General features: G+C 62.5%; 26 protein-coding genes. 23 read left to right on the plus strand and 3 right to left on the minus strand.

The annotated features are described in order from the left end of the window. The first annotated feature begins 145 nt into the window (after nt 1-145). A complete protein-coding gene (locus R6Y96_RS07570) occupies nt 146-595 on the plus strand; it encodes a DUF5804 family protein (RefSeq protein ID WP_318620671.1) in 450 nt (149 codons plus the stop codon). A gap of 7 nt (nt 596-602) precedes the next feature. Here R6Y96_RS07570 and R6Y96_RS07575 read toward each other — a convergent pair whose 3' ends face one another. Then, the gene (locus tag R6Y96_RS07575; protein ID WP_318620672.1) at nt 603-1,241 is read right to left on the minus strand and encodes a class I SAM-dependent methyltransferase; all 639 of its coding nucleotides are present in this window, start codon (nt 1,239-1,241) and stop codon (nt 603-605) included. Nucleotides 1,242-1,863: 622 nt separating this feature from the next. Here R6Y96_RS07575 and R6Y96_RS07580 point away from each other — a divergent pair. The 5 genes from R6Y96_RS07580 (at nt 1,864) to R6Y96_RS07600 (ending at nt 6,251) form a co-directional block, all read left to right on the plus strand. Beyond that, the gene (locus R6Y96_RS07580; RefSeq protein ID WP_318620674.1) at nt 1,864-3,021 is read left to right on the plus strand and encodes a hypothetical protein; all 1,158 of its coding nucleotides are present in this window, start codon (nt 1,864-1,866) and stop codon (nt 3,019-3,021) included. Between the two features lie 224 nt (nt 3,022-3,245). Then, entirely contained in the window at nt 3,246-4,310 is a 1,065-nt protein-coding gene (locus R6Y96_RS07585; protein ID WP_318620675.1) for a hypothetical protein, read from the plus strand. A gap of 97 nt (nt 4,311-4,407) precedes the next feature. Then, nucleotides 4,408-4,719 carry a nucleotidyltransferase domain-containing protein gene (locus tag R6Y96_RS07590; protein ID WP_318620676.1) on the plus strand — a complete coding sequence of 104 codons (312 nt, stop codon included), beginning with the start codon at nt 4,408-4,410 and terminating at the stop codon, nt 4,717-4,719. A 325-nt stretch (nt 4,720-5,044) separates the two neighbouring features. Beyond that, a complete protein-coding gene (locus R6Y96_RS07595) occupies nt 5,045-5,509 on the plus strand; it encodes an FxLYD domain-containing protein (RefSeq protein ID WP_318620677.1) in 465 nt (154 codons plus the stop codon). A gap of 67 nt (nt 5,510-5,576) precedes the next feature. Continuing rightward, nucleotides 5,577-6,251 carry a flavodoxin family protein gene (locus R6Y96_RS07600; RefSeq protein ID WP_318620679.1) on the plus strand — a complete coding sequence of 225 codons (675 nt, stop codon included), beginning with the start codon at nt 5,577-5,579 and terminating at the stop codon, nt 6,249-6,251. Here the strand turns inward: R6Y96_RS07600 and R6Y96_RS07605 are convergent. Continuing rightward, on the minus strand, nt 6,248-9,745 hold the full coding sequence (locus R6Y96_RS07605; protein WP_318620680.1) for a HEAT repeat domain-containing protein: 3,498 nt from the start codon (nt 9,743-9,745) through the stop codon (nt 6,248-6,250). The genes R6Y96_RS07600 and R6Y96_RS07605 overlap by 4 nt on opposite strands. A gap of 1,458 nt (nt 9,746-11,203) precedes the next feature. Here R6Y96_RS07605 and R6Y96_RS07610 point away from each other — a divergent pair. The 14 genes from R6Y96_RS07610 to R6Y96_RS10435 all read left to right on the plus strand — a co-directional run bounded on the left by R6Y96_RS07610 (nt 11,204) and on the right by R6Y96_RS10435 (nt 21,931). After that, nucleotides 11,204-11,560, plus strand: coding sequence for a dihydroneopterin aldolase family protein (locus R6Y96_RS07610; protein WP_318620682.1), 357 nt, complete (start codon nt 11,204-11,206; stop codon nt 11,558-11,560). Beyond that, nucleotides 11,529-12,359 (plus strand): TatD family hydrolase, encoded by an 831-nt coding sequence (locus R6Y96_RS07615; RefSeq protein WP_318620683.1) that lies wholly within the window; start codon nt 11,529-11,531, stop codon nt 12,357-12,359. The genes R6Y96_RS07610 and R6Y96_RS07615 overlap by 32 nt, the downstream gene beginning before the upstream one ends. A 46-nt stretch (nt 12,360-12,405) precedes the next feature. Then, entirely contained in the window at nt 12,406-12,699 is a 294-nt protein-coding gene (locus R6Y96_RS07620) for a DUF424 domain-containing protein (RefSeq protein ID WP_318620685.1), read from the plus strand. 3 nt (nt 12,700-12,702) lie between these two features. After that, nucleotides 12,703-13,752 carry a 60S ribosomal export protein NMD3 gene (locus tag R6Y96_RS07625; protein WP_318620686.1) on the plus strand — a complete coding sequence of 350 codons (1,050 nt, stop codon included), beginning with the start codon at nt 12,703-12,705 and terminating at the stop codon, nt 13,750-13,752. Between the two features lie 6 nt (nt 13,753-13,758). Then, nucleotides 13,759-14,628, plus strand: a complete 870-nt coding sequence (locus R6Y96_RS07630) for a class I SAM-dependent methyltransferase (RefSeq protein ID WP_318620687.1) — start codon at nt 13,759-13,761, stop codon at nt 14,626-14,628. Beyond that, nucleotides 14,625-15,758: a bifunctional phosphopantothenoylcysteine decarboxylase/phosphopantothenate--cysteine ligase CoaBC gene (gene coaBC, locus R6Y96_RS07635; protein ID WP_318620688.1), complete on the plus strand. Its 1,134-nt coding sequence runs from the start codon at nt 14,625-14,627 to the stop codon at nt 15,756-15,758. Before R6Y96_RS07630 ends, coaBC begins: the two co-directional genes overlap by 4 nt. Continuing rightward, a complete protein-coding gene (locus R6Y96_RS07640; protein WP_318620689.1) occupies nt 15,740-16,582 on the plus strand; it encodes a pantoate kinase in 843 nt (280 codons plus the stop codon). The genes coaBC and R6Y96_RS07640 overlap by 19 nt, the downstream gene beginning before the upstream one ends. Further along, nucleotides 16,579-17,310: a 4-phosphopantoate--beta-alanine ligase gene (locus R6Y96_RS07645; RefSeq protein WP_318620690.1), complete on the plus strand. Its 732-nt coding sequence runs from the start codon at nt 16,579-16,581 to the stop codon at nt 17,308-17,310. The genes R6Y96_RS07640 and R6Y96_RS07645 overlap by 4 nt, the downstream gene beginning before the upstream one ends. Next, nucleotides 17,297-18,310, plus strand: a complete 1,014-nt coding sequence (locus tag R6Y96_RS07650) for an AAA family ATPase (RefSeq protein ID WP_318620691.1) — start codon at nt 17,297-17,299, stop codon at nt 18,308-18,310. Before R6Y96_RS07645 ends, R6Y96_RS07650 begins: the two co-directional genes overlap by 14 nt. Continuing rightward, nucleotides 18,285-19,001 carry a class I SAM-dependent methyltransferase gene (locus R6Y96_RS07655; RefSeq protein WP_318620692.1) on the plus strand — a complete coding sequence of 239 codons (717 nt, stop codon included), beginning with the start codon at nt 18,285-18,287 and terminating at the stop codon, nt 18,999-19,001. The genes R6Y96_RS07650 and R6Y96_RS07655 overlap by 26 nt, the downstream gene beginning before the upstream one ends. Before the next feature lie 234 nt (nt 19,002-19,235). Next, complete coding sequence (locus tag R6Y96_RS07660) at nt 19,236-19,775, plus strand: winged helix-turn-helix domain-containing protein (RefSeq protein WP_318620693.1); 540 nt, start codon at nt 19,236-19,238, stop codon at nt 19,773-19,775. 118 nt (nt 19,776-19,893) lie between these two features. Then, nucleotides 19,894-21,129 carry a serpin family protein gene (locus tag R6Y96_RS07665; protein ID WP_318620694.1) on the plus strand — a complete coding sequence of 412 codons (1,236 nt, stop codon included), beginning with the start codon at nt 19,894-19,896 and terminating at the stop codon, nt 21,127-21,129. A 312-nt stretch (nt 21,130-21,441) separates the two neighbouring features. Beyond that, entirely contained in the window at nt 21,442-21,717 is a 276-nt protein-coding gene (locus tag R6Y96_RS07670) for a hypothetical protein (protein ID WP_318620695.1), read from the plus strand. Nucleotides 21,718-21,730: 13 nt separating this feature from the next. Next, entirely contained in the window at nt 21,731-21,931 is a 201-nt protein-coding gene (locus tag R6Y96_RS10435; RefSeq protein ID WP_404810337.1) for a type II toxin-antitoxin system HicA family toxin, read from the plus strand. Nucleotides 21,932-22,347: 416 nt separating this feature from the next. Here the strand turns inward: R6Y96_RS10435 and R6Y96_RS07675 are convergent, their stop codons facing one another. Continuing rightward, complete coding sequence (locus R6Y96_RS07675; protein ID WP_318620696.1) at nt 22,348-23,676, minus strand: AIR synthase-related protein; 1,329 nt, start codon at nt 23,674-23,676, stop codon at nt 22,348-22,350. Nucleotides 23,677-23,756: 80 nt separating this feature from the next. Between R6Y96_RS07675 and thiD the strand changes: the two genes are divergently transcribed. From thiD to R6Y96_RS07690, 3 genes are all read left to right on the plus strand, one after another. Beyond that, nucleotides 23,757-24,557, plus strand: a complete 801-nt coding sequence (gene thiD / locus R6Y96_RS07680) for a bifunctional hydroxymethylpyrimidine kinase/phosphomethylpyrimidine kinase (RefSeq protein WP_318620697.1) — start codon at nt 23,757-23,759, stop codon at nt 24,555-24,557. A 196-nt stretch (nt 24,558-24,753) separates the two neighbouring features. Continuing rightward, the gene (locus R6Y96_RS07685; RefSeq protein ID WP_318620698.1) at nt 24,754-25,185 is read left to right on the plus strand and encodes an Lrp/AsnC family transcriptional regulator; all 432 of its coding nucleotides are present in this window, start codon (nt 24,754-24,756) and stop codon (nt 25,183-25,185) included. Beyond that, nucleotides 25,182-25,469: a hypothetical protein gene (locus R6Y96_RS07690; protein WP_318620699.1), complete on the plus strand. Its 288-nt coding sequence runs from the start codon at nt 25,182-25,184 to the stop codon at nt 25,467-25,469. Before R6Y96_RS07685 ends, R6Y96_RS07690 begins: the two co-directional genes overlap by 4 nt.

Raw genomic sequence — 25,469 nt, forward strand, 5'->3', positions numbered from 1 at the left:
GGGAAAAGAGGGTCAGCAGGGATCTTTTCTATCCCTGCGGGGGCAGGGTGGGGCGGAAGCGGGATGCCCCCAAATGGCGGTGTAGAAGACGAAGATCTCTTGAGGAACCCAACCCTTATCGATCTTCCCTACGCACAACTATGCGATGAATGTCCTCCTCATACAGTCCGAGGGGGTCGACCTCTATACGACGCTGCTTGCCTCCGAGACCAGCAGGCGAGCCCTTCGTTTTTACCGTCCTGACCGACTCACATATGGTATCCGTATCCGGACGGCGTCGCTTGGGAGTGCACTTGCCCTGGTCTCCGAACTTCGGTGGTACATCCAGCGTTACGTTCAGGATGTCCTTTTTGAGCCCGCGGACGGCATCTTCTACTCGTCCGCGCTTGCCCGGCAGGTATACGAACGTGACGTACGGCCTTCACACCCGTGGAGTCACCGCCGCCTCTACAGGGTTGCCAATGACCGGTTGATCGATCTCATATGGATGGAGGAGGGGACGAGACCTGAGTCATACAGCGACCGCACCGAGCGAGGGGATACGTTGCTTGAGGTCTGGTGCACCGCTGAGGAGGCACCGGCGGAAGGGTCATGATGCGCTATCATCGACCGCTCCCCCCTCGCCCTTTCAGGAAGACCCCTTCCACCTCGGCGCGGGGGAGGTCGGTGCCCCTGACCCGCATCTGCCAGCGGTCTGTCCGGAGCGAGACGGGGACTAGCGGCGCAAAGAGTTCCAGGGCCTCGGTCTCTGTGAAGTAGTGGGTTATTATCCCGCTCCCCCGCCGGAACGTCTTCGGTTCAACCTCCACCCCCTTCCCGGCACGCATGTCCTCGATAGAGAAGGCCCTGAAGATGAGCGCGCCGCCGGCTGCGAGCACCCGGCGGACCTCCGATGCCAGGGTGAGACGGTCGCGGGCGGGCAGGTGGCCGGCGAGATGAACCAGGAAGACCATATCAAACACTCCATCCCGGAAGGGGAGGTGGCGGGCATCGGCCAGGACGAAGCCTGCCGCCGCCGTCGCGGGGTGCCGGCGGGCGAGGAGGAGAGCCTCCCTGGAGATCTCGACCGCAATCACGTGCAAAGAGCGTTGGGCGAGCGCCGCCAGGGTCTTTCCGTTCCCGCAGCCGAGTTCGAGGACGGTGGCATCGGCGGGGATCTCCGGGAGCGGCGCCGGAGCTCCTCCCCAGAGGCTCCCCCGCCTGCGGTAGTCCTCGTCCCACGTGGATGGATCGGCGGTCACGGATCAGAGGTCGACGCTCCCCGGCATAACGTTTCGGACGTGTGCACCATCGCGGGGTGTTCGGAGACGGCATTTTGTTCCCTGCGTTGAGAGCATCGAACCACCACTCTCCCCCTGCTTGGCGGATATCTTCCGGGGCGGTATCTGGCAGTCTCGCCGCGGTCTCGCCCGACACTCCTGAAAGATCCTGTTTCCTCTCCGTGCACGGCCACCGGGTCAATCGCCACGCACTGCCCGCCCCCTCTGGAGGGGGTGATCTATAAATACCGTTCAACGGGAAACGCGAGCGACAGGGGAGGGGGATGTTCCACCCCCTCCCCGGCGAGCCCCACCCCAGGGGGCGATTCCCCATCGACACAGTTCCACGGCGGAGATCCTCTCTCTGCCGTCGATGTGAACACCCTGCCGAAATCCGGTCTCCGTCCCCGTGCACGGCTATCCGGACTATCACCACAGACTGCCCGCCCGCCTCGAGAGGGGGTGGTCTACCTCGCACGGAAAAGGGTCTCCAGCGCGGCGGTGATTCGAGTGATCAAACCATGAATTGACCTGGTTTGATGGGCTCGCGCTGAGACCGGGAAACCCGGTAAATCTTTTTAACTCAGACGATCGACCTACCAGCGTGGACCTGACGGATGCCGCCGCAATGATGCTCGCCATGTTGATATTTGCGGGTATAGTTCTCGGGCCCATCATGGCAGAGACAGCCTGGCCCGAAGCCCCCGAACCGGAGGAACCGGAGGGTCTCGCCACCGTCTTAACCGGTCTCAACGAGAGGATCGTGGGCGGCAACTCCATCAACCTGACACCTCTAACCATGCCGGACACGGCAGCCGCGCTGATAATCCCTGACGAGAACGAAACGGCCGCACTGGATGAGAACAGCACGCCAGTCATGCCTGAATATGATGACGACGAACTGATCGGTCTGGTTGAGAACCGCAGCGTCTCGCTCATGCTGCTTGCCATGCAGAACGCTCACGCCCTCTACGCCTGGGATGAAAGAGCGGTCAGGGAGCACGCCGCAACACTCCAGAGTTTCGCGAGGAGCACCCTGAAAGAATCGGCCGGCTTTAGCGTCTCAAGCGACCTGGAGGACGTGAAGACCTGTTTCACCCTTGCCCTTGAGTCTTATGCGGCATATGCTGATATCGTGCAGCAAAACGACAAACTTAACGAAACGCAGGTGGATCTGGCGTTTCAGGAACTTGAACGAGGTTCGCGATATCTGCGCGAGGCTCTTGATGGCCTTGACCAGCAGACCCTTCACGTGCCAGCAGAGGTTGTGGATGTCAATCTCTCGGTAGTGCAACCCTCTGCCGTCCCTGCCGATGCGCTGATGCTGATGCAGCGGTACGTCTACGACGACCGGATCGGGGCAAACGAGATATCGCTCACTCTGGAGTCGGCAGGTATAATCCATGCCTACTGCCTGAAAGGGGAGGAGATCGCGGCTGAACCGGGGCGGGCGTTCCTGGTGGTGGAGGTGAAGGTCGTGAACCTCGGCCATAAGGGAGACCGGCGCGTATACACTATCCGGACGCCTGATGCCAGTGCATTCACGCTCCATTACCGCGGAAACAGTTACCCACCGATAAAACTGGTGCCCGGGACGACGCTTGGCGAGCCGTATGCCGGAGTGACGCTGGATCGATACGAGAAGAAGCATGGCTACATCGTATTTGATGTCCCGGACGCGATCAACCTGAGTGAGTGCTTCATACGGGTCAACCTGGGTGAGGCGGGCTCACCCGTCTGGGCACTGAGAAAGACTGGCTGAGGTGCGGTATTTGAAATGATGCCCCCCACTCTTTCTCAGCACAGTTCTGCCCGCGTGATTGACACATCCCGGCAATCGCCTCAGGTATGGCCGTGATGGTTGAAGTTTGCAGCCGGCCAAAGAAGGGCAGGGGGCAGTGTATGGGAACGGCCGGAAGATGCCCCCCCTCCCAGGCCGGACACAAAGAATATTCCTGTTGCGGGGCATAGGTTTTTCCAGTGGCTATGAGACGCTCGCGCGCGGCAATGGTCGTTGTGGCATGCTGTATTGGAGCAGCCTGTCTCATATTTGTCCTCGTCCCCTCGATCAGTGCGGCGGTCTTTCCTCATCTCCGGGCAGAGGCGCCGGGTCCCGACAGCGTTAATGAGAGCGATCTTACAGCCGCAATCGTGCCCCCAACCGATGACGAGAGGCTGGAGTCGCTGATCGCCGGGGGGAGCGTCAGGCTTCTTGAACTCTCCGTCGGCAAGGTAGGTGCCCTGCATGCCGGTAATGATTCCCTTCTCCGCAGCCAGGCTGCCGGGATGGTCTCTCTTGCGGAGCAGCTCCGCCTCGACGCTGCCGCTCTTTGGGTTTCGCCTGAAAACGAGTCGGTGCGATCGCAGTTCATCGACGCGCTGGATGAGTTTGCAACAGCCGGCAGCATGCTTGAAGACGGCATCCCCACAGACCGAAGCGTGAGGGACGATGCACTGGAGCATCTTGCCCGCGGGACAGATGTTCTCTCTGAGACGCTGCAGGGCTACACCCCCACTCCAACCGTGGAACCGGAGGGTTCCATCGTACCGGCAGACCTCGCCGCTGAGGCCGTTCCAGAGTTTCCTGGCGCTCTGAGACCTGGTGAACGGTTCGTTTATGACGATTCAAGCGGGGACAACACCGCCTCGATAATCATCGGGGGGTTAACCACGTCGAACGGTTTTGAGACGATTGGAACAAAACCGGTGGAGTATACGCCTGGGCCAGGGAATGTATATCTCCTGGTCACCGTTCAGGTGACGCACCTTGGATACAGGGGAGAGGGCACAAGCAGCCGTATAAGGACACCGGCGGAGAGCGCTTTCACCCTCCACTACAACGGTGAGACCTATCGCCCATTGCAGGCGCCAGGGCAGACATCCCGGGGAGGGTCGTACTCGAGCCTGGTTCTTGAGAGGCACGAGTCGAGGGCTGGATACCTCTTCTTTGAGGTGCCGGAAGACTTTGACCCGGCAAACGCCTACCTACAGGTCAGGGTCGGCAGCAACAGCCCGGTCTGGCACCTTGACCCTGCGAAGGCCGCAGGGTAGCATCCCGTTCCCACCGATCCGCACCGTTCGGGTTGAATCATCCTCTTATCGCCGAGAGGGTGTCTTCTTCGCTGGATCATCCCTCACGCGGCCGGCGGTGCGGAAAGAATCATTCAATTCTGTGACGGTCTTCTGGCTTGATACGGATCTTGTCCACGAACGGCTGCAAGCAGCGGTGGAGAGGCTGGCTTTTGATCCAAACGTCCTCCGCGTTGTCCTTTTTGGGTCGTTTGCCGATGGGCGGGCTGTTCCCGGAAGCGATCTTGATATCATGATCGTCCTTGTGCACGATGAACACCCCTTCCTTGAGCGGGTCTCTGCGTACCACACCTGTTTCTCCGGGATCGGGATCGGTATCGATCTCTTCCCCTACACCCTGCTCTTCTCCCGGCAAAAGACCCGGCCGTGACGGCGTGAGATCGCCGGTTCTCAGGGTGCTGGATCTGAAGGCTCACCCTCCTCTCGTTCTCCGCTGGCGGACGGTGGAAAAGCCGTGCCAGGGACGCGGGTGAGACCTCCGCGGGGTCTAACCGGTAACCGACGGAGAACACCCCGTTCATCCGTTCCGGAGATAGTTTCTCCTGCAAAAACCAGCCACATCATCATACAGGTGGAGAGCGGCCTGCAGCGATGGAGATCCACCGGAATCCATCCAGGAAGAGGTTATAACGCTATCCAGGTCCTGCTCCCGTCTCCGTATCCCTTATATACTTCCCCGGCCGAAATGCTTCATCATGGGAGGTCTCTCAATCGCGGTGAAGAGCCTCATGAGCCTTCTGCTCCTGGGGTGCCTTCTCTGGGCTGCTGTATCTGCAGGCTGCATGGAGACCTCCCCCACGCCGGCGACGCCGACACCGACACCGACACCGGGAACGGCATACACCATCTACTCACCCGTCGGGCCGAAACCCGCATTCTCGTCCAGCATCACCTCGCTCCAGAAACGCATGCGCAGCGACGGGTCCTGCTACTGGACGGTTGCCGGGAGCGTGACCAACGAGGGGGATGGAACTGCAAGAAACGTTGTCATCAGGTTCATGCTGATCGACGACGAGGCTAGCATGATCCGCGCGACCGAGACCATTTTTGTACCCCGGTTCCCGGCAGGCGAGACGAAGGCATTCACGGTCGATGCGCTCCCGGGCGAGTGTGACCGGCAATACCACGCCGAGATCGAGGCCACCTGCGACATCCCGTAAGGCCTGTGCTGTCTGGTGCGCACGAGGGGTGGCGGACGCATGGATGCTGCAAAGAGGTGAGAAGAGAATGAAGATAATTGGAATTAACGGAAGCCCCAGGGGTCCGGAAAGCAGGACCCGAAAACTCGTCCAGGCTGTCCTGGACGGGGCAAAGAGCGCCGGGGCGGATGTGGAACTCGTGGACGTCTCCAGACTCCAGATCGAGTACTGCAACGGCTGTCATATCTGCTATGAACAGGGGAAGTGCATAAACGACGACGATTTCACCGAACTCTACGAGAGTATGCTCGATAGCGACGGAATCGTCCTGGGCTCACCCAACTACGTAAACTCGGTCACCGCCCAGATGAAGACCATGCTCGACCGGATAACGGATGCCATCCACTGCCAGATGTTCCTCGGGAAGTACGGCTGCGCCGTCTCCACCGCCGGCGGTTCAGGGGCGGATGAGGTCGCGGCATACCTGAACCGCGTCCTGCTGAGCCTTGGCGCAAACACCGTTGGCAGCGTGGACGTCGTCGTCGGCACAGAGACCGACACGGCAGCGATGGAGGCCGCCGCGAAGAAGGCTTACGACCTCGGCAGGAGACTGGTGCAGGCCATCGAGAACCGCGAGACCTACCCGGAACAGGAGAAGATCCATGCCGATATGATCGAGCACATGGTGGCGCTCGTCACGGCAAACAAGGACCGCTGGCCCCACCAGTACAACCACTGGAAAGAGGCGGGGCGGATACCCTAACCCTCCTCCACCACATTTCTGGCGCGGATCTCATCGATGATCCGCTGCAGCGTCTCCCGCTCCTTGCCCTCCATTTCCTCGAGCGCCTCTTCAAGTCCCGGCAGTGCTGCCTCTCCCATCTCGACAAGACCACGTTCTGCCCGTTTCCTGACCATGAACGTCTCGTCCCGGAGCGCGTGGATAAGGAGGGGGACAGACTCCCCGCCCCCGATCCTGTTTATGGCCCGAACCGCGTTTGCCCTGACCTCAACCACCGGGTCATCGAGCGCCTCTGCGAGAACCGGGAGCGCATCGGCACCGATCTCCTCCACCTCGCTCCAGCGGTTCATGGCCATCAGGTAGAGGACGCGCTGCTCTGTTGTCTCCGGCACCCAGCCGCCCGCCTCCAGCGCCTCGGCAACCCCTGCCCTGAACCCCTCGTCACCCGACCGGAGGGCACCGATCAGGCTGCGGCGCATCGTCTCATCGGGATACTTCAGCGCTTCGAGCGCGGCATGCCTGACCCGGTCATCAACATCGCGGAGCGCATGGATGAGCGGTTCCAGGGCACGGAGGTCGCCGATGTAGCCAAGCGACCTTGCGGCGGCGACCTGGACGCGTTCGTCACGGTCCTGGAGCGCAAGTGAGAGCGGTTCTATAGCCTGTCTGCTCCCCATGTAACCCAGGCCCTCCACCACCGCCGTCCTGACCTCGGGATCGGTCTCCCTGTGCAGGGCGCTGATCAGGGCCTCGATGGCACGTTTGTTCCCGATCTTGCCCAGGTTCTGGGCGGCAACGATCCGGACAAACCGGTCGCTGTCGTCCAGGGCGTCCATGAGCGGTTCGACCGCGGTCTCACGCATCTCCCCCAGTATACCTGCAGCGGCGGCCTGGATCTCCGGATCCTCAGTCCTGAGCGCCCGGATGAGGCCGTCAACAGCAGGTTTCCCCATCATGATGAGACGCGTGGCGACGTTGAGCTGCATCTGCCAGTCCTTCTCCTTGAGCGCCGAGATGAGCTTCCCGACCTCCTGAGGCCCGGAACGCTCAAACGCTTTCCTGTCTTCCTGCCGGATCGGTTTTTTCTTCTTCTTTGGAGCCTGCACCTCCTCCTGAACCTGTTGGCCCAGCGCGCTCCGCCAGACATCGATCACCTGCCGTTTCTTGAGAGCGGCTGCCGCCTTCTCCCTCACCTCTTCATCTTCATCATCGAGTGCCTGGCGCAGAAGGTCAACCACACGCTCATCCTCGATCTCCCAGAGGGCATCGATCGCCGCAAGACGCATATCCCTGCTCCCCCTCCTCATCACAAGGGAGAGTGGATCGATAACCGGGGGCCCGAAATCGGCCAGGGCACGGGCAACGCTCCACCTGACCTCCGGCGCCGGGTCGCCCAGGTGATCTATCAAGACCGGGATCGACTCCATCACCCCGATCAGCCCGATAGCCCGCGCTGCCGTCACCCGGACGACGGTCACGGGATCGGAGAGAGCCTCCTCGAGCGCTTCAAGCGCGGCACGCCCGAAAACCGCGACCGCGTCCGCTGCGGCGACCCTTACACCGTGGTAGCGGTCGGCAAAGAGGTGGATCAGCGGCTGGATCGATCTCCGGTCGCCGATACGCGCGAGAGCAGAGGCTGCCGCGATCCGCACGTCCTCTCTCTCGTCGTGGGTGGCCTGGATCAGGGGATCTACGGCATCCGCATCCCCCATCTGGCCGAGCGCATCCGCCGCGGCTACGCGTACCGCAGGGTGGGGGTCGTTGAGCGCCTGGATGAGGTATATGACCGCCTCCTTACCCATTCCCTGCAGCGCTGCGACCGCCGCTGCCCTGACGGCCTCGTCAGGGCTCCGGAGGGCTTCAAGATACCGTTCCAGGGGTGACATCTGGGGAATGGGCTCAGGGGGTTCGGGTTCCTCCGGCGTCTCTGGAGCGATCTCGGGGATCTCGAGGGGCTGAGGTTCACGGTCTTCCTCATCGGAGAGGAGAACGCTTCCACCCTCCTCACCCCCGGCCTCATCCATCCCGACAATCGCCTCCTCGAAATCGTGGGGGATGAGGTTTTCCAGCGGGATGGCGCCTTCAGGAGCCGACCTCTCGGCCTTCCACCGCTCTTTGACCCGTGCCCACGCCTCTTCCGCCATCCTGCTCTCCCTGATTATCTCATCAAGGTTCATCTCTTTTTTGGGGTTCACCGGGGCTGGGGCAGCGGGACTCTCCTGTTTCGGGGGTTCTGCCTCACGTTTCTGTGGTTTTCCGGAACCCTCTGTGACGGGGGTGTATCTTGGCCGTCCGAAGAGCTTCTCAAACCGTTTCTGGATGGCAAGCCCTTCTTTGAGTTCACGCTCGTAGCGGGAGGGGTCTTCCTCGACGGGCCGGGTAAGGGTCTCCTCTTCCTGGCGCCGCTGGATGTAGTGGAGAGCGGTCTTTGCCCGCTGCCGACGGCCGGGATCTTTTGAGGAGGACTCCGCCTTCAGGGCGCTTATCGCGGGCTGCCCCATCCTGCGCAGCGCTTCCGTCGCACCGATGCGGACGCCCGAGTAATCGATCTTGAGCGCCCGGATGAGGGAGGGGATGGCGGCTCTCCCCATGCTGGCAAGTTCGCTCCAGCGCTCTTTGGCAATCAGGTAGTCCACCCGCTGGAGGTTGCTCTGCGGCACCCAGCCCAGGCGGTCAAGCGCCCACGCCGCCTCCATCCGCACCTCGTGCCGGGGGTCGTTGAGCGCGTCGACCAGGATGGGCATCGCCTGGGGATCGCCTATATGGCCCAGCGCCTCGACGGCCCGCATGCGGACGTTCTCATTGCGGTCCTTCGCTGCTTTGGCAAGGGCAGGAGATGCCCGGAAATCGCGGATCCTGCCGAGTGTCCGTGCCGACTCAGAGCGTATACGCGGGTCTTTGCTCTCGAGGGCCTGAAGGAGGATCGGAACGGCCGCTCCCTGGAGTTTTGCAAGTTCTCCCCAGTCTTCAAGGAGGTAGTAGAACTCCACCTGCTCGGAGGTCTCTGTGGGCGTCCACCGCAGCCCGGCAAGCACGCGGGCGGCCTCTTTCCGCACGGCGGGGTTGCTGTCGTGGAGCGCCGGGGTGAGGTGGGGGATTGCCTTTTTGCCCGCCCCCTGAAGAGCGATCACCGTTGCACGCCGGATCGCCGGCTGATCGTGCTGGAGGGCGGGCAACAAAGCCTCAAACATCGGTTCCCCCGCAGATGCGATCGCACTGGAGATTGCGGTCTGGAGCGCGGGGTCGGCACGGAGACTGAGGGTAAGGAGCAGGGGGATGGAGGGTGTGCCGACTGAGACGAGCGCGCCGAGCATCCGGGTCTGTGAGGCGGGGCGGGCTCTCTCCAGGCTCCGGAGGAGGGTTGGGATGGCGCCGATACCCAGGTTGCAGAGAGCGCGTGCTGCCTCGGTGCGGCCGGCGGGGTCATCGCTGTCGAGGATCGCGATCAGACCGGGGTAATCCTTCGCCTGACGCAGACTTTCAACATCTGTCCTTAACCTGTCAAAGAGTGCCATGATATCTGGCTGGATATTCGTTTGTTCGGAGGAATGTTCGTCACCGCAACCAATAAAACTACTATTGCCGGCTCCTGTGAGAGACCGGTTCAGTGGCTCTCCGGGAGGAGCGGGTATGAATGTCCATAAAGCCAGGTCGCTCGTGGTGTGATGCCCAGGATCACCACGGCGCTGAGACGTCTTTTGCGTTTGCCCGGCCCTGTCTCATGCGTTTCAACCAGGAACGGTTTTCGCTGGATGGACCCCCACCTCCCGGCGCGCTACCGCGGCCTCCTTCCGCCCCCTGCAAGGGGGCGGGCAGTGCATGGCGATAGCACCGGATATACCGTGCACGGGGAGTGGAGGCAGGATCTTTGGAGGGGTGTCAGGTGAGACCGCGAAGAGACTGCCAGATCCCCAGAGACTGTATCCATGGGGAATCACCCCGTGGGGGTGGTGCTGACGGGGAGGGGGATGGAACATCCCCCGCCCCTGTCTCATGCATCTCCGATTGAACGGTGTTCATAGACTACCCCCGCCACCCGGCCGCTCACGCGGCCTCCTCCCGCCCCCTGCAAGGGGGCGGGCAGTGTGGGGCGATTGGCCCGATGGCCGTGCCAGGGGCGGAGAGAGGATCTTTCAGGAGTGTCAGGTGAGGCTGCGACGAGACTGCCAAATCCCGGGACACTGCATCGATGGAGAATCACCCCGCGGGGGTGGGGCTGACGGGGAGGGGATGGAACATCCCCTCCCCTGTCTCATGCGTCTCCCGTTGAACGGTGTTCATAGGCTACCCCCACCGCCCGGCCGCTCCGCGGCCTCCGCCCGCCCCCTCCCGAGGGGGCGGGCAGTGCATGGCGATTGACCGGATATACCGTGCACGGGGGAGAGGAGACGGGATTTCGGCAGGGTTTTCACGTTGACGGCAGAGAGGTTGTCTACCCCCTGGCACTGTATCGATGAGGAATCGCCCCCTGGGGAGGGGCTGACGGGGAGGGGGATGTTTCCATCCCCCGCCCCTGTCTCATGCGTCTCCCGTTGAACGGTGTTCATAGGCTACCCCCACCGCCCGGCCGCTCCGCGGCCTCCGCCCGCCCCCTCCCGAGGGGGCGGGCAGTGCATGGCGATTGACCGGATATACCGTGCACGGGGGAGAGGAGACGGGATTTCGGCAGGGTTTTCACGTTGACGGCAGAGAGGTTGTCTACCCCCTGGCACTGTATCGATGAGGAATCGCCCCCTGGGGAGGGGCTGACGGGGAGGGGGATGGAACATCCCCCGCCCCTGTCTCATGCGTCTCCCGTTGAACGGTATTTATAGACTACCCCCACCGCCCGGCCCCAGATGGCCACTGTCTGAAACGAGGCCTGCAGCAACTGCACAACGGTCAGCGAGACGCCTGCGCTTACGCAACGCAACGGCACATCCCTACCCCCCGGGGGGCGCACCTTCTTACTCCCACAACCCCAACATACACTCATGATCACCGACCGCGAGAAAGCGGCGTTTGAAGCCGGGATCAAGCTCGGCGCCCTCTACCACCAGTTCGTCGGGACGCCGATCTCCCGCGAGACCGCTGATTCCGTTGAGACGGCCATCGAGCAGGCGGTCAGTCTCCAGCCCTGCGTGACGGATGTCCGCGTCCGGTTGAACCGCGAGATGATGGTCTCAAACCGGTTCGGCTACTCGGAACTTGCCGGGAGGATGCTCGATGCGGAGGTCACGACCCGGGTCGGGACGGCCGTCTGCCGCGCCCGGCTGCACCTCCAGGACGACTACCCCATGATGGAGATCGTAGAGACCCATGAAACTGCCCGCGATACCGATCACCGATGACCATATCCATATCGACCCGCTGAACGGCCGGGGGATCGAAGCCGCGAAGGACTTCCGCCGCAGCGGCGGGACACACATCTTCCTGGTCACAAAACCCTCATGGTCGTCTGGCATAGAGCCATCCTCGGGAGAGGACTACCGCGAGGTCTTCGAGAGAACCCTCCGGGTTGCTGACGATATCCGGGAGGTCGGGGTTGTGGTCTACCCCGTCCTTGGCGTCCACCCGGCAGAGATCAGCCGTCTTGCCGGGAGGATGGGGCTTGAGGAGGCCGCCGGCGTGATGATGGCCGGGCTCGACCTTGCCGCCGCCTACGTCCAGGAAGGGGCGGCCGTGGCGCTAAAGAGCGGCCGGCCCCACTACGAGGCTGCACCTGAGGTGCTTGCAGCCTCAAACGCCGTCCTCTACCACGCGCTTGAACTCGGCGCCGACTGCGGTTGCGCCGTCCAGCTCCACGCCGAGAGCGGGCCGTGCATCGACGTTCTCCCGATGGCTAAGCGGGCTGGTATCCCGGTCGAGCGGGTCGTCAAACACTTTGCAACCCCTGACACCCCGCTCGTGCCGTCCCTGATCGCGCGTCACGAGGGTATCCCGGCGCTCGCCCGTGCAGGGCTGCGGTTCAGCATGGAGAGCGATTACATGGACGAGAACGCCCGGCCCGGCGCTGTTGTCGGGCCAAAATCTGTCCCGCGGTTCACGCGGCGATACCTTGAGGAGGGGCTCATCACCGAGGAGGATGCCTGGCGGATACATGCCGGGACGCCGTCACGCACATACGGCGTCGAGATCTCGCTCCCCTGACCGGAACGGCGCACCTTTTTGAGATCTTCCGATCAAACAATCTACAATGTACTTAAAAGTGCACCGCATACCCGGCGCCGGCGAGGTGGTGGCCGCCTGCGACACCGACCTGATGGAGGTCACCCTGATGCACGGCGAGGTGGAGGTCCGCATCAGCGGCGGATTCTACGGCACACAGACCGCCACGGAGGATGAGGTGCGGGAGGCGCTTGCCGACGCCGATAACGCCAACATCATAGGCAAAGAGGTCGTTGCCCTGGCCGTCTCCATGGGGCTCATCGCCGAGAAGGACTGTATCATGATAGACGGCGTCCCCCACGCCCAGATATTCAGGATCTAAGGTATGACCACCGCCCAGACAAGCATCTGCCCCCGCTGCGGGAGACCGAGCGAAGATGGAGGGGTCTGCCCCGAGTGCCGGGCGGCAGATGTGCGGCTGCTCTCCTGCAAACCCTATGTGACCGCCGTCTACTGTCCGGTCTGCGGGTCGCAGAAACGCGGCAGCACCTGGTCAGACCTTGAGGTCTCGCGCGAAGACCTCATCGCTGAACTTGCCATATCGGCGGTGACCATCCATCAGGACGCAAGGGATGCCCTGGTCACCATCCAGTCTGAGGATCCAACCTCAAACAGGACAGCCTGCACCATCGAGGTGGAGGCGGTGCTCTACGGCGTCCCGGTGAGGGAGACCTGCAGAACGGAGATCCGCTGGCAGAAAGAGTCCTGCGACCGCTGCAGCCGCATCTCCGGCGGCTACTACGCCGGGATAGTCCAGGTGCGGGCAACCGACCGAAAGATCAACGCCTACGAACGTGAGGTCGCCACAAACATAGCGGAACAGGCGGAGGAGTCGCTCCAGCAGTCGGGCGACCGCCTCTCGTTCATATCGGACCTCGACGACAGAAAAGACGGTCTCGATATCACCGTCGGGACACAGCACCTCGGCCAGGAGATAGCAAAACAGGTCACGGGAGCGCTCGGCGGCCGGTTCACAACCCACCCGAAACTGATCGGGGAGAAGGACGGGAAGGGGCTGTACCGGGTCACGTACTCCATCCGTCTCCCCTACTACCAGAAGGGCGACGTGGTTGTATCGAAGGGCAGATACTACGAGGTGCGTGAGATCGAGGGGCAGCGGCTCAGGGTGTTTGACCTCCAGAACGGCACGCCGCTGACGCTCAGGACCGACGATGCAGAACGCCTCATAGGCAACGTCCGTGAGGCCAGGTCGGCTCTCGTCGTCTTCACCCAGCCCGGTCTCGTGGGGCTGATGGACCCGGAGACCTACGTGACTCGCGAGGTCAACCCGGTGCCCTGGACGACGCCGGTGGAGGGGGACTACATCCGGGTGCTCCGCGACGACGAAGACGATCGGCTGGTTATCGTGGGGTGATGGGTTGTGCGGGTGCGAAGGCTGCCGGCATCGGTTCTGCCGCGTATCGCGGGCGAGGCGTGGGTCGATCCCGACCGCCGGGCATACCTGCGTGACGGCGTCGCCTGCGTCCCGGTCAGGGATGGCTGCCCGGCGGATGAGGATCTCCCGGAAAGGAGTGTCTACCGCGGCCGGGGCTACCACCTCATCGGCGATGTCGCGGTCGTCCACGGCGACGCGCCTACAAAAGAGGAGATCGAGTCAATCGTGGCGCACCGCCACCCCCGCGGTGTCGTATGGGTGAAGGGCTGCACCGGTGCCATGCGGATCCCGGAGGCGGTGGTGGTCTACGGGAGCGCCGGGGAGGTGCGGCACCGGGAGCAGGGCTGCACATTCATCCTTGACCCTACACGGGTGATGTTTGCTCAGGGAAACCGCGTGGAGAAGGCAAGGATCGCCGCTCTTGTCCGGCCGGGGGAGCGCATCGCCGATATGTTTGCCGGGATCGGCTACTTCACCATCCCGGCGGCGCGCAGCGGTGCAAGCATCCATGCGATGGAGATAAACCCCGTAGCCTTTGACTACCTGAGGCGCAGCATCGCGGCAAACAGCGTCGCTGACCGGGTCACGCCGATGATGGGCGACTGCCGCGGCCTCCTCTCGGGGGTCTACGACCGCATACTGATGGGGCATTTCGAGGCGGCATCGTTCCTCCCCGACGCCCTCGCCCATGTCCGGCCGGGAAGCGTCATCCACGTCCACAGCATCGGGGACGCGACGGCGGTGATCCGGGAACGGCTGATGGAGGCCGGGCTATCGGCGACGATATCCTCGCGCCGGGTGAAGAAATACGGGCCGCACACATGGCATATGGTGCAGGATGTGAGGATAGAATGAAGACACTTTCAGGAAAGACCGTGGTGCTCGCCGTGACCGGAAGCATCGCGGCGGTCGAGACGGTGAAACTTGCCCACGCCCTGCGCCGCCGGGGGGCAGCGGTGCAGGCGGTAATGACGGAGGCCGCGAGAGGTATCATCCATCCCGACGCCCTGACCTACGCGACAGGGCGGCCGGCGATCACCCGGATCACCGGGCTGGTGGAGCATGTCCTCTACTGCGGCGAGGGCGGGGAGGCCGACCTCCTGCTGGTCGCACCCTGCACCGCAAACACGATCGGGAAGATCGCTGCCGGGGTCGATGACACCCCGGTCACAACGTTTGCCTCGACCGCGCTCGGCCGCGGGATGCCGGTGGTGGTCGTCCCGGCGATGCACGAGAGCATCTACCGCCATCCGGGGGTCGTGGAGAACCTTGAACGGCTCCGTTCATGGGGGATCGATCTCGTCGAGCCCCGGATCGAGGAGGGGAAGGCTAAGATCGCCGATACCGATACGATCGTGCTTCACGTCGAACGTGCCGTCTCCGGGAGACCGCTTGCAGGAAAGAGGGTGCTGATCACGAGCGGGGCGTGCGCTGAACCTCTCGACGATGTCCGGGTTCTGACGACCCGGTCGACCGGGCTGATGGGACGGGCGCTCGCTCTCGAGGCGTTCCGACTGGGAGCGGATGTTGCTGTTGTCCACGCGGGGTCGTTTCCATGCGTTCGAAACATCCGGGCGGCAACGGCCGCGGAGATGCGCCAGGCCGTCCTCTCGGTCTGCCGGGACGAGGGGGTCGATGTATATATCAGCGCAGCGGCGATATCGGATTATGCTCCCGAGAGACATGAGGGGAAGATCAGGGGCGGATCTCCGATGACGATCCGGCTGAACCCGCTCCCGAAGGTCATCGATGAGGTCATGCAGACCTGCCGCCCGGCGGTGACGGTGGCCTTCAAACTGGGCTGGGACGAGGAGGAGCGGGCGAGGGCGATGCTCGACGCCGGTGTGAGGATGGTTGTTCTGAACACCCCGGCAACGATGGGAGCAGCGGAGGGGTCGTTTGTGATCATGACTGCAGGGGGGTCGCGGAACGTGACCGGGAGCAAAGAGGAGGTCGCCGGGGCTATATGGTCAGAACTGCTGTAGCATTCTCGCCGGGTCATATATCCGGATACTTCAGGCGCATCGAGGGGAGAGAGATCGCGACCACAGGGAGCATCGGCGCCGGCGTTGTGATCGATGAGGGTGTGCGCTCGACGGTCGAGGAGGCGGGGGAGACGAGCGTCCGGGTGCTCCGGGATGGCTGCGTGAGCACCGGGTCGCCGCCGATCGAGTACGCCCTTGACCGGATCGGGGTGTGCGCCCGCGTCACGACAGAGTGCCGGCTTCCCATAGGCGCCGGGTTCGGGCTCTCGGCGGCGGCGCTCCTTGCGACGCTCACGGCCGCAAACAGTCTCTTTGACCTGGGGCTCTCCGCAGACGGGGTTGCGGCCGCTGCCCACGAGGCCGAGGTTGTCCAGCGCACCGGTCTTGGGGACGTTGCCGCAAGCCTCGGCGGCGGGGTCGCCTGCCGGAAAGGGCCCGGGATCACTGCAGAGGTTGCCCGTTTCTACCCGGAAGAACCCATCTACGCCATGAGTCTTGGCCCGCTCCCGACAGCCTCCGTCCTTGGATCGGCTGAGACGATGGCAAGTATCTCTGCCGCATACCCCCGGCGATGTCCGCACAACCTGATCGACTTCTACCGGCTCTCGCGGTCGTTTGCCGAGAGGAGCAGGCTCATCGCGCCGGATGTCCGCCGGGTGCTGGAGGCCTGCGACGCGGCCGGCGTCCCGGCAAGCATGACGATGCTTGGAAACGGTGTCTTTGCCAGCGGTGCTGCGGCGGAGGGGGTGCTCGCCCGGTTCGGAGAGGTCTACAAACTGGCGGTCGCACGCCGGGGCCCGTACCTGATCGAGGTGATACCGTGATACCGAAAGACCATCCACGTTACCGTTCCCTCATCGCCCGTGAACGCCTGGCCCGCTGCGCCCGCGAGGGTGTAGTCACCCTGGAGGGGCTTGCCGCCCACGGCCGCGGGGAGGCGTTTGACTACCTTATCGGCGAGAGGACAACCCCGAGCGCGGCCGTTGCCGCCAGGACTGCCGCGGCGATGCTCCTTTCCGCCCGGCACGCGGTTATATCGGTGAACGGGAACACCGCGGCTCTTGCAGCGGATGATATCGCGGCGCTCCAGAGGGTGAGCGGCGCCGATGTCGAGGTGAACCTCTTCCACAGGACAGAGGATCGGGTGGAACGGATCACCCGGCTCCTTGAATCCCACGGTGTCCGGGTTCTCAGGGGGACGGCTGAAAGACTCATACCGCTCTCCCACGACCGCGCCCTCTGCCTGCCGGGAGGGATAGGGGACGCCGATCTTCTTCTTGTGCCGCTTGAGGACGGAGACCGCTGTGCGGCGCTCCGGCGTATGGGAAAGACCGTCATAACAATCGATCTAAACCCGCTGTCCCGGACGGCCCGAACCGCGAACCTGACGATCGTCGACGAGTTGACCCGTGCCCTCCCGGGGATCACCGCGGGCTGTTCAAGCCTTGAGCCCGGGGAGGCTGAACGCCTGATAGGGTCGCTGGACAATGCCTATCTTCTTCGGGCGGCAATAGATGAGATCAGAGAGAACCTGAGTCATGCTCTGGAGTGAGGTCTACCGCCCCCGGCGGTGCGAGGATATCATAGGGCAGGATGCGGTCATCCGGCAGATGACGGCGTTTGCGGACTCCGGCAGCATACCCCACATGCTGATCTTCGGGCCGCACGGGACAGGGAAGACCACCGCCATCGGGTGTATGACAGAACGGCTCTACGGCGAGAACCGGGAGGCGAACACGACAGTTTTCAGCACGGCCGACCTCCTGGGGAAGGGGAAGAGCGTCCTTGAGTCGGATGACAGGTTCAGCCATATATACCGGAAAGACCTGAGCCTGATCGCCAACTTCAAGCGGATTGTGAAGTGGTATGCCTCGATGCGGCCGCTGGATGCCGAGTTCAAGGTGATGGTCTTTGAGGACGCCGACCACCTGACGTTTGAGGCGCAGCAGTCGCTCCGCCGGACGATGGAGCGCTACAGCGCCACATGCCGGTTTGTCTTTGTCACGGTGAGGCCGTCGGCCATCATCCCGGCAATCGCCTCGCGGTGTCTTCCGCTCTTCTTTGCCCCCCTGGATGCGGCGCTCGTCCGTGCCCGCCTTGAGGAGATACTGGCCGCGGAGGGGGCGAGCGTCCCAAAAGACGATCTCGACCTGATCGTCTATGCCGCACGCGGCGACCTGCGGCGGGCTATAACTTACCTGCAGATTGCAGCAGGGTCGGGGGAGGAGGGGTTCGACCTTGCGGAGGTTGCGCGGTCGGAGACCGGCAACATTGCCGCATCGGCGTTTGAGGCGCTCCGCGGCGGCAACCTGGAGGCGGCCCGCGGGATCGTTGAGTCGCTTTTGATCGACTACGGGCTCTCGGCGCAGGAGGTTGTCGTAGAACTCCGGGAGGTGATCCGGCGCGACTACAACCACCCGGCCCTTGTTATCGCCCTCGCCGATACGGATCTGCGGCTCACGCACAGCGCAAACGATTTTGTACAGTTAAATGCATTGCTTGCCCGGATCGCGCTGGAGGTGTCTGGTGAAGAAGGTACAGCAGCACTATGACGAGATTGCGGATGTATACGATGAGCGCTACGACGGCAGACGGGGGAGGTACTACCACGGGCACATCCGCGACCACGTGATGCGGAATCTCCCGAAGGGCGGGTTTCTGCTGGACGTCGGTTGCGGAACCGGACTCTTTGTGCAGCGCTACGTAGAGGAGGGGGGCCGTGCGGTCGGGCTCGATGTCAGCCAGGGGATGGTCCGGCACGGCCGGGGGCGCTGCCCGGACTGCGGGTTCTGTGTCGGGACGGCCGATGCGCTGCCGTTTGTGGACGGGAGTTTCGATGCCCTGGCAAGCCTGCTTGCCTTCAGTTACATCCCCGACCCGGAGGCGGCGCTCCGGGAGTGTTACCGCGTCCTCGCACCCGGCGGCCGGATAGCCGTCTGCACGCTCTCCCGGACGGTCTTTACAAGCATCGTCCCCCTCGTCTACAGGATAAGCGAGAGGATAGGTCTGAGGGGTGTGGGGATGGGCGATTTCGATGAGCACTACTACACCAACGCGGAGATGGCAAGACTCTTTCGCGATGCCGGGTTTGAGGATGTCACTATCAGCCGGTGCTCGTTTGCGCACCTGACACTCGTCGAACCGATCTTTACCCTCGCGCGGAAGGTTGAGCCATTCATCGAGAAGAGACTGCCGTACCTGGCCTACAACGTCTGTGCAAGCGGGAAAAAACCGGAGAATTAGGCCACATTTATGAAGGGGGGGCGCACTGGGTGTTTTGCCAGAGGTTAAGCCCGGAGCGGCTTTGCGTCCGCTCCCGCGGTAAACAGGCTGTTCGGCCGGCCGGCCGCCGCACCTCTCGACTGCATCGAGCCTGAGGAGCAGGCCGCCGGGATGAGATGGCGAAAGGCCCTGGTTTTTGCGTTACGGGGACGATAACGGAACGGTTATATCCTGTCTCCCTCGAACAACTCCCCTATGGAGCCGGTCGATATCGTCCTGACGAAGGAGACATTCGAGGTCCTCGCGTCCGAGACCAGGCTCACTATCTTAAAGAACCTTAACGAACGCAGGATGACGGTCACGGAGCTCGCGGACGACCTCGGCCTCGCAAAGTCCACCGTCCATCACCACCTGCAGAGGCTTGCCGACGCCGGTCTTGTCGCCGCCGGGGAGGACGGGCATGCCTGGGTGTACTACGCGCTCACGCCGGAGGGGCGGGCCCTGCTGCAGCCGCACGGCAGCGCCCGGATCCGGATTATCCTGACTGCGGGGCTCGCAAGCCTCGCCGGAGGGGTTGTTGCCGTCGCGGCCTTCCTGACGGCGCCGGTCCGGGAAGGGCCGGTGCCCCCGCTCGCAGGAGGGGGAAGTCTCCCGGTCCCGGAGGGGCCTCCTTTGGAGCTGCTCGCTGCCGGGATCGTGCTCGCGGTGATCGGGGTGATTCTCATAGCGTATGCCTGTGCCCGGCGGCGGGGGGCTTCCCCGCGGACGAGGGGGTCACGGGACCTCTATAGGTAGTTTTCGGATCCGTTCGACCGGATTCGAACGGTTTCGCCGGTTTTATAGTCTTTATTGTGAGATAGAATCCCTGTGGATGCCCCGCCTTTTCCTCCGGTGCGATCCACGGGAGATAACGATGAAAAAACTGTTGATATTCTCCGGAATATGTGTCCTCGTCCTGGCGCTCATTGCTGCAGGACTGAGCGCCGCCGGCACCACCCGTCCCGATACGCCGGACGGCGCCGTCAGTGTGGCGGCCGGAAACAACCTGTTCGCGTTCGACCTCTACCGGCACCTTGCCGCCGACCCGGCGTATGCAGGAGAGAACCTCTTCTTCTCGCCCTACAGCATCGCATCAGCCCTCGCGATCACATGCGAGGGCGCCCGCGGCACGACCGCCGACGAGATCGAATCGGTGCTGCACCTTCCAACGAACGAGACCCTCCGGCGGGAGGGGTTTGCTGACCTCAACGCCGCCCTGAACAGCGGGAGCGGCAACTGCACCCTCCGCACCGCGAACGCCCTCTGGGCAGAGAAGACCCATTCGCTCCTCCCGGACTACATTGAGACGGCCGCCCGCTGGTATGGCGCAAACGCCACAAACCTCAATTTCGCCGAGAACCCCGAGGGGTCGCGGGAGACGATCAACCGGTGGGTGGAGGAGAAGACCGAAGATCGGATCCGCGACCTCCTGCCGCCGGGTTCGATCGACCCGCTGACCCGGCTCGTGATCACGAACGCGATCTACTTCAAAGGCGCATGGGCGCAGCAGTTCGACCCCGCCAGGACGACGGAGGAGGAGTTCCGGGTTTCACCGAACGAGACGGTGGCCGTCCCGATGATGCACGGGAATGCCGTCTACCCGTATACAGAGACCGGGACACTCCAGGTGCTTGAGATGCCGTATGCCAGTGGGGACGGAACGGAACTCGCGATGCTTGTCCTTCTGCCGAAGGGAGACAGCCTGACGGCTGCGGAGGAGGTCCTGGACGCGGAGAGGCTTGCCGGTCTGCGGGAGTCGCTCGCCTCGCAGAACGTCAGGGTCTTCTTCCCGAAGTTCACGCTTGATGCGAGTTACGGTCTCACCCCGGCTCTTGCGGCGATGGGGATGCCGACGGCTTTCACCGGCGGCGATGCCGACCTCTCGGGGATGGACGGGACGAGAGACCTCTTCGTCACCGGGATCTTCCATAAGGCGTTCGTCGACGTGAACGAGGAGGGCACCGAGGCCGCGGCAGCGACCGGCGTTGCGGCCGGGCTGGGTGTCACACCCGTCTTCCGTGCGGACCACCCGTTCGTCTTCCTCATAACCGAGAAGGATTCCGGCACGATCCTCTTCGCTGGAAGGGTCGTCAACCCCGAAGGCCCGTGAAGGGGGGCTGTCCTCCCCCCTTCTGTCGGCAACGAATACTGGGGTGGCAGGGTGCCCTTCCATCCGCAGTCTCGACGCCAGCCACAGTCACCCACAGGATTCCCTGGAGGTGCGGTCAAGCTATCCGGGCCTACCTCCAGGGAGAGTCTTTAACTTGCGGGGGTAGTTGACGACAGTATTGTCATGCCCAAATGCATCTTTGATGAGAACCCGAGGAGGTAAAACATGATTCCGTCCGGATGGGGCAACCACATCACCATCAGACATATCTCTGAATAACCCCACATCCCGGTAACAAAGAGATGTAACGTCATGCTGGTCAGATTTGAAGTAACCTATGCCGATGGATGGTGGAGCGCCAGCGCACATGCACCTGGAAATGCCATCTATACCCTGGGTAAAAGCATCGGGGAACTTATCGACAATATCCTGGAAGCAACGTCACTCCATTACGCGGAAGAACTAGGAGCGGGAGAACGGATCACCATTGTAACCAGATACAGGTCAGAAACCCGCGAACAGGAAAGCCACATCCCACCAAGTTTCGAATACAAGGTCGATATCACTGCCGCGACACCCGGTTGTTAGTGGATTCGAGGTAATCAAAGTCCTTGAAAACCCGGTTTTTCTCCGGCAGGCCGGAAGTCACGTCCAACTGCGTAAAGTTGTTGGCGATAAACGACTCCGGGTTACCGTACCCCTTCACGACGAACTTGCCATAGCTACACTCAACACAATCGTCACCGACGTTGCTGAATTTGAAGGTATGACAAAAGAAGAGGTTTACGATCTCTTACGATAACCCTCTCCTCAAGACAACAAACACCCCCTCCTCCGATCTCGTGGACGAGGTTATCCCAAAACTCTTCTGCCGGGTGGTGGAGAGGCCCGGACAACGGCAGCATTCCCGATTTATCCTGCGGGGGGGTGAAGGGGGGGCAGAGCGGGAAGACCCCGGGTCCTGCCGCCGGGGTAGTTCACGCGTCCAGGATGTGTCAAAGCGTCGTTCCAGTGCTTGAGTGTGCGCCGACTCCCCGAGTTCTTCTATCGCCCAGGCAGTTTTGAGATGAGCCCGACCATTTCATGGGCGTGATCGTCCACCCCACACGGGAGTCGCCAGGGGTGACGGGGGGAGGAGATCGCGGCTTCGCGCTCAACGCGAGAGACAACACTGCACGTGAAATGTTAGATGAAATGGTCCACCAGATGGTATCCTCCTCACGAAGACCGGAGCCGGGCAAGCATCCGCTCTTTCTTTGCTATCGCTGCATCAGCCGCACGCCGGACACCGGCCTTCATCTCCTCAAAATCCCTCTTCTCCGCATCCACCACTTTTTTCACAGGGGTGTAGGCCGACTCCCTGAACTTCGGGGAGAAGTCCCGTATCCTGCCATTGACCATGAGAACCGATTCAGCGGCTCCTTCCTCGACGAAGCCGATCTCTTTCATGGCGACCCCCGCGGACCCGACGACCTGCTTGATCTCCGCCGCGTTCTCCGGCGGCGCGACAACCAGGAGGGAGTCGAGGGAGACGCCCAGGTAATCGATCTCGAGGGCATCGAGCATGGCAAGGACGTTTGGCCGGACAAGGCTGCGGAGTTCGTCCTCGACGACGACGATCCGGCAGCCGGCGGTCTCGGCCATCTCGTAGGCGTCGCCCCGGAGCCCGCCGTTCGTGACGTCGGTCATGGCATGGACACCGGCGAGGGCGTCGCTTCCAATCAGAGCCTCGCATGCCCTGAGGAAGTGGAGGTTGATCGTCTCCTCGACGACCTCCGGGAAACCGGAGTAGATAGCGGCGGTGGCGATCGTCCCGCCGCCGGCGCCCTCGGTCATCAGGAGGACGTCGCCGGGGGCGATCTCCTCGCGGGCGGTGAGGTGGCTGGTGACACCGACGGCGCCGACGCAACCGGTCATCCGGGAACCAAGGACCATGTCCCCGCCGATACGCAAGGTTGAACCGGTGACCAGGGGGACGCCCATCGCCTCGCCTACAGCGGTGACGCCGGCGGTGTAGTCGAATACCTTGGCCACATCGCCGTCATCGGCGACGTGGATGTCGGAGAGGAGGGCGACGGGTTTTGCGCCCATGACATAGACGTCACGCAGCGTCGCCCGGGTGACGTGGAAACCGGCAAGGAATGGGAAGTCTGAGAGCCGGGAGTGCATCCCGTCGACGGTGACGACGATGTAATCGCCGCCGGCGCTCACCGCCCCGGCATCGTCCATCTCCTCGACCCCGACGGCGACATCGGGTCGGCCGATGATCCGTGCAATCTGCCGGTGGGCGAAGAAGTCCCCGGCTCCGCGTGAACCGACACCGAACTCGCCCATCGTCGACCCGGAGGGCTCGAATGTGAAGAGGTCGCCGGAGAGCCCGGTCGAGTTCCGGACCTCTGTGACGACCGCCCTGGCGAACGCTTCGGTGTATTCGGGGGTGACGCGGTTTCGCTTGATCGATATGACCTCCCGGGAGAGGAGGCGCACGATCTCGTCATCAGGGATGCCGTCGGCGAGGTGCCGGCGGGCGATCTCTTCTGCATCCATTGCAGATCTGGTCGGTTCGGATACGAGATAAATGAGATGGCGGGCAAAGATTCAAGCGTGTACCGGGCGACAACAGAGGTATGACGGCTGGAAGGATGGTCGCCGCCTGCACCATCGCCGGCTCCGACTCTGGGGGCGGGGCGGGTATCCAGGCGGACTTGAAGACGTTTGTGGAACTCGGGGTCTTCGGGCTGACGGTCGTCACGGCCGTGACCGCCCAGAACACGAGAGAGGTGCGGGCGGCCTGGCCGCTCCCGCCGGAGGCTGTTCGAACGCAGATTGAGACGGTCGCTGAGGGGTTTGCAATCGGCGCCTGGAAGACCGGGATGCTCGGGAACGCCGCAACCGTCCGGGCGGTCGCGGAGAGCCTGCCGGAGGGGGCAATCTCTGTGATAGACCCGGTGATGGTCTCGACATCGGGTCACAGGCTGCTCGAGGAGGATGCTATCAGCGACCTGGTGGAGGTCCTGATGCCGCGTGCAAGCGTCGTCACGCCGAACATCCCGGAGGCGGAGGTTCTTGCCGGGATGCGGATCGAGGGGGTGGAGGGTATGGCCGCGGCAGGCTGGCGGATCCTGGATCTCGGCGCCGGGGCGGTGGTGGTGAAGGGGGGGCACCTTCCCGGCGGTGAGGCGGTCGATATACTGGTCGAGCGTGAGGGGGAGATGAAAGTCTCGGGTGAGCGCTACCACTACGCGGTGCACGGCTCGGGGTGCTGTTTCTCCGCGGCGCTGACGGCATGCCTGGCGAGGGGGATGGCTCTGCGGGAGAGTTTCTGCGCAGCACGGGAGTTCATAGATACGGCAATCCGGGAGGCGGTGGGTGACGCCGGTGAGGTCAGGGTGGTCAATCCCGGTGGGAGGTTTATCTACCGTCGATGAAAATCTTTTCCCAGATTTTCGCTGAAACAGAGAATCGTTTCCATAATACCCACGGAAAACCGGTCTCTTCCCGGCGGGGAGAATCGGTGGGAAAACCGCTTTGGTCTTGATAATTCATCAAAAATGCGATATAAATCCTTCAACCCATCCAGACAAAACACAATTTTAATATTCAAAAACATTCAACCAGTCTACAATGGATGAGATCGACGATGCGATTCTTCGCGAGCTCCAGAAAGACGGGAGGAAGTCCATGGCAGAACTTGGCTCAATGCTTGGAATCGCACCGTCGACGGTCTTTAAAAGGATCGAGAAACTTAAGAAAGCCGGCATCATCGAGCGGTTCACGATAGTCATCAACCAGAAATGCTTTGAGAATACACTGATAGTCTTTCTAAACATCAGGGTCCAGCCGGAAGCGAAGTCGGACGTTGAGGAGTTCATGCGGGATATCCCGGCCGTCCTTGACCTCTACGAGGTGCTTGAGCCCGGCGACTTCTTCGCCAGGGTGCGGGTGCAGAACATATCCGAGTTAAAGAGGGATATCCTGGTCCCGCTCTCCAGCCATCCGGGGGTGCGGGATATCCAGACTATAATCTCGGTGAGAAGGATAAAGGAGCAGACATGAACATATTGCAGGTTGAGATGATTCAGCAGATCTTCGCGATCGTGACACTCCTTCTTGGAGTGCTGCTTATAGGCATCATCTACAACGCATACAGGATCGTGAAGCAGCCTACCCTGCTGCTCTTCATCTACGGGCTTTTTACGCTGGTGGTGGGGATCACCTTCGCCGATCTTGTGAGCATATTTACGCTTGACGAGTTCATCCTTGCCTGGTCGATGGTCTTTTCCCACGTGGTTGTGATCATCGGTCTCTGCGTGATGGCGTACGGCATACTGAGAGGGTAA

Origin of the sequence: Methanoculleus receptaculi, assembly GCF_033472595.1 — an archaeon.
GTDB classification, from domain to species: domain Archaea; phylum Halobacteriota; class Methanomicrobia; order Methanomicrobiales; family Methanoculleaceae; genus Methanoculleus; species Methanoculleus receptaculi.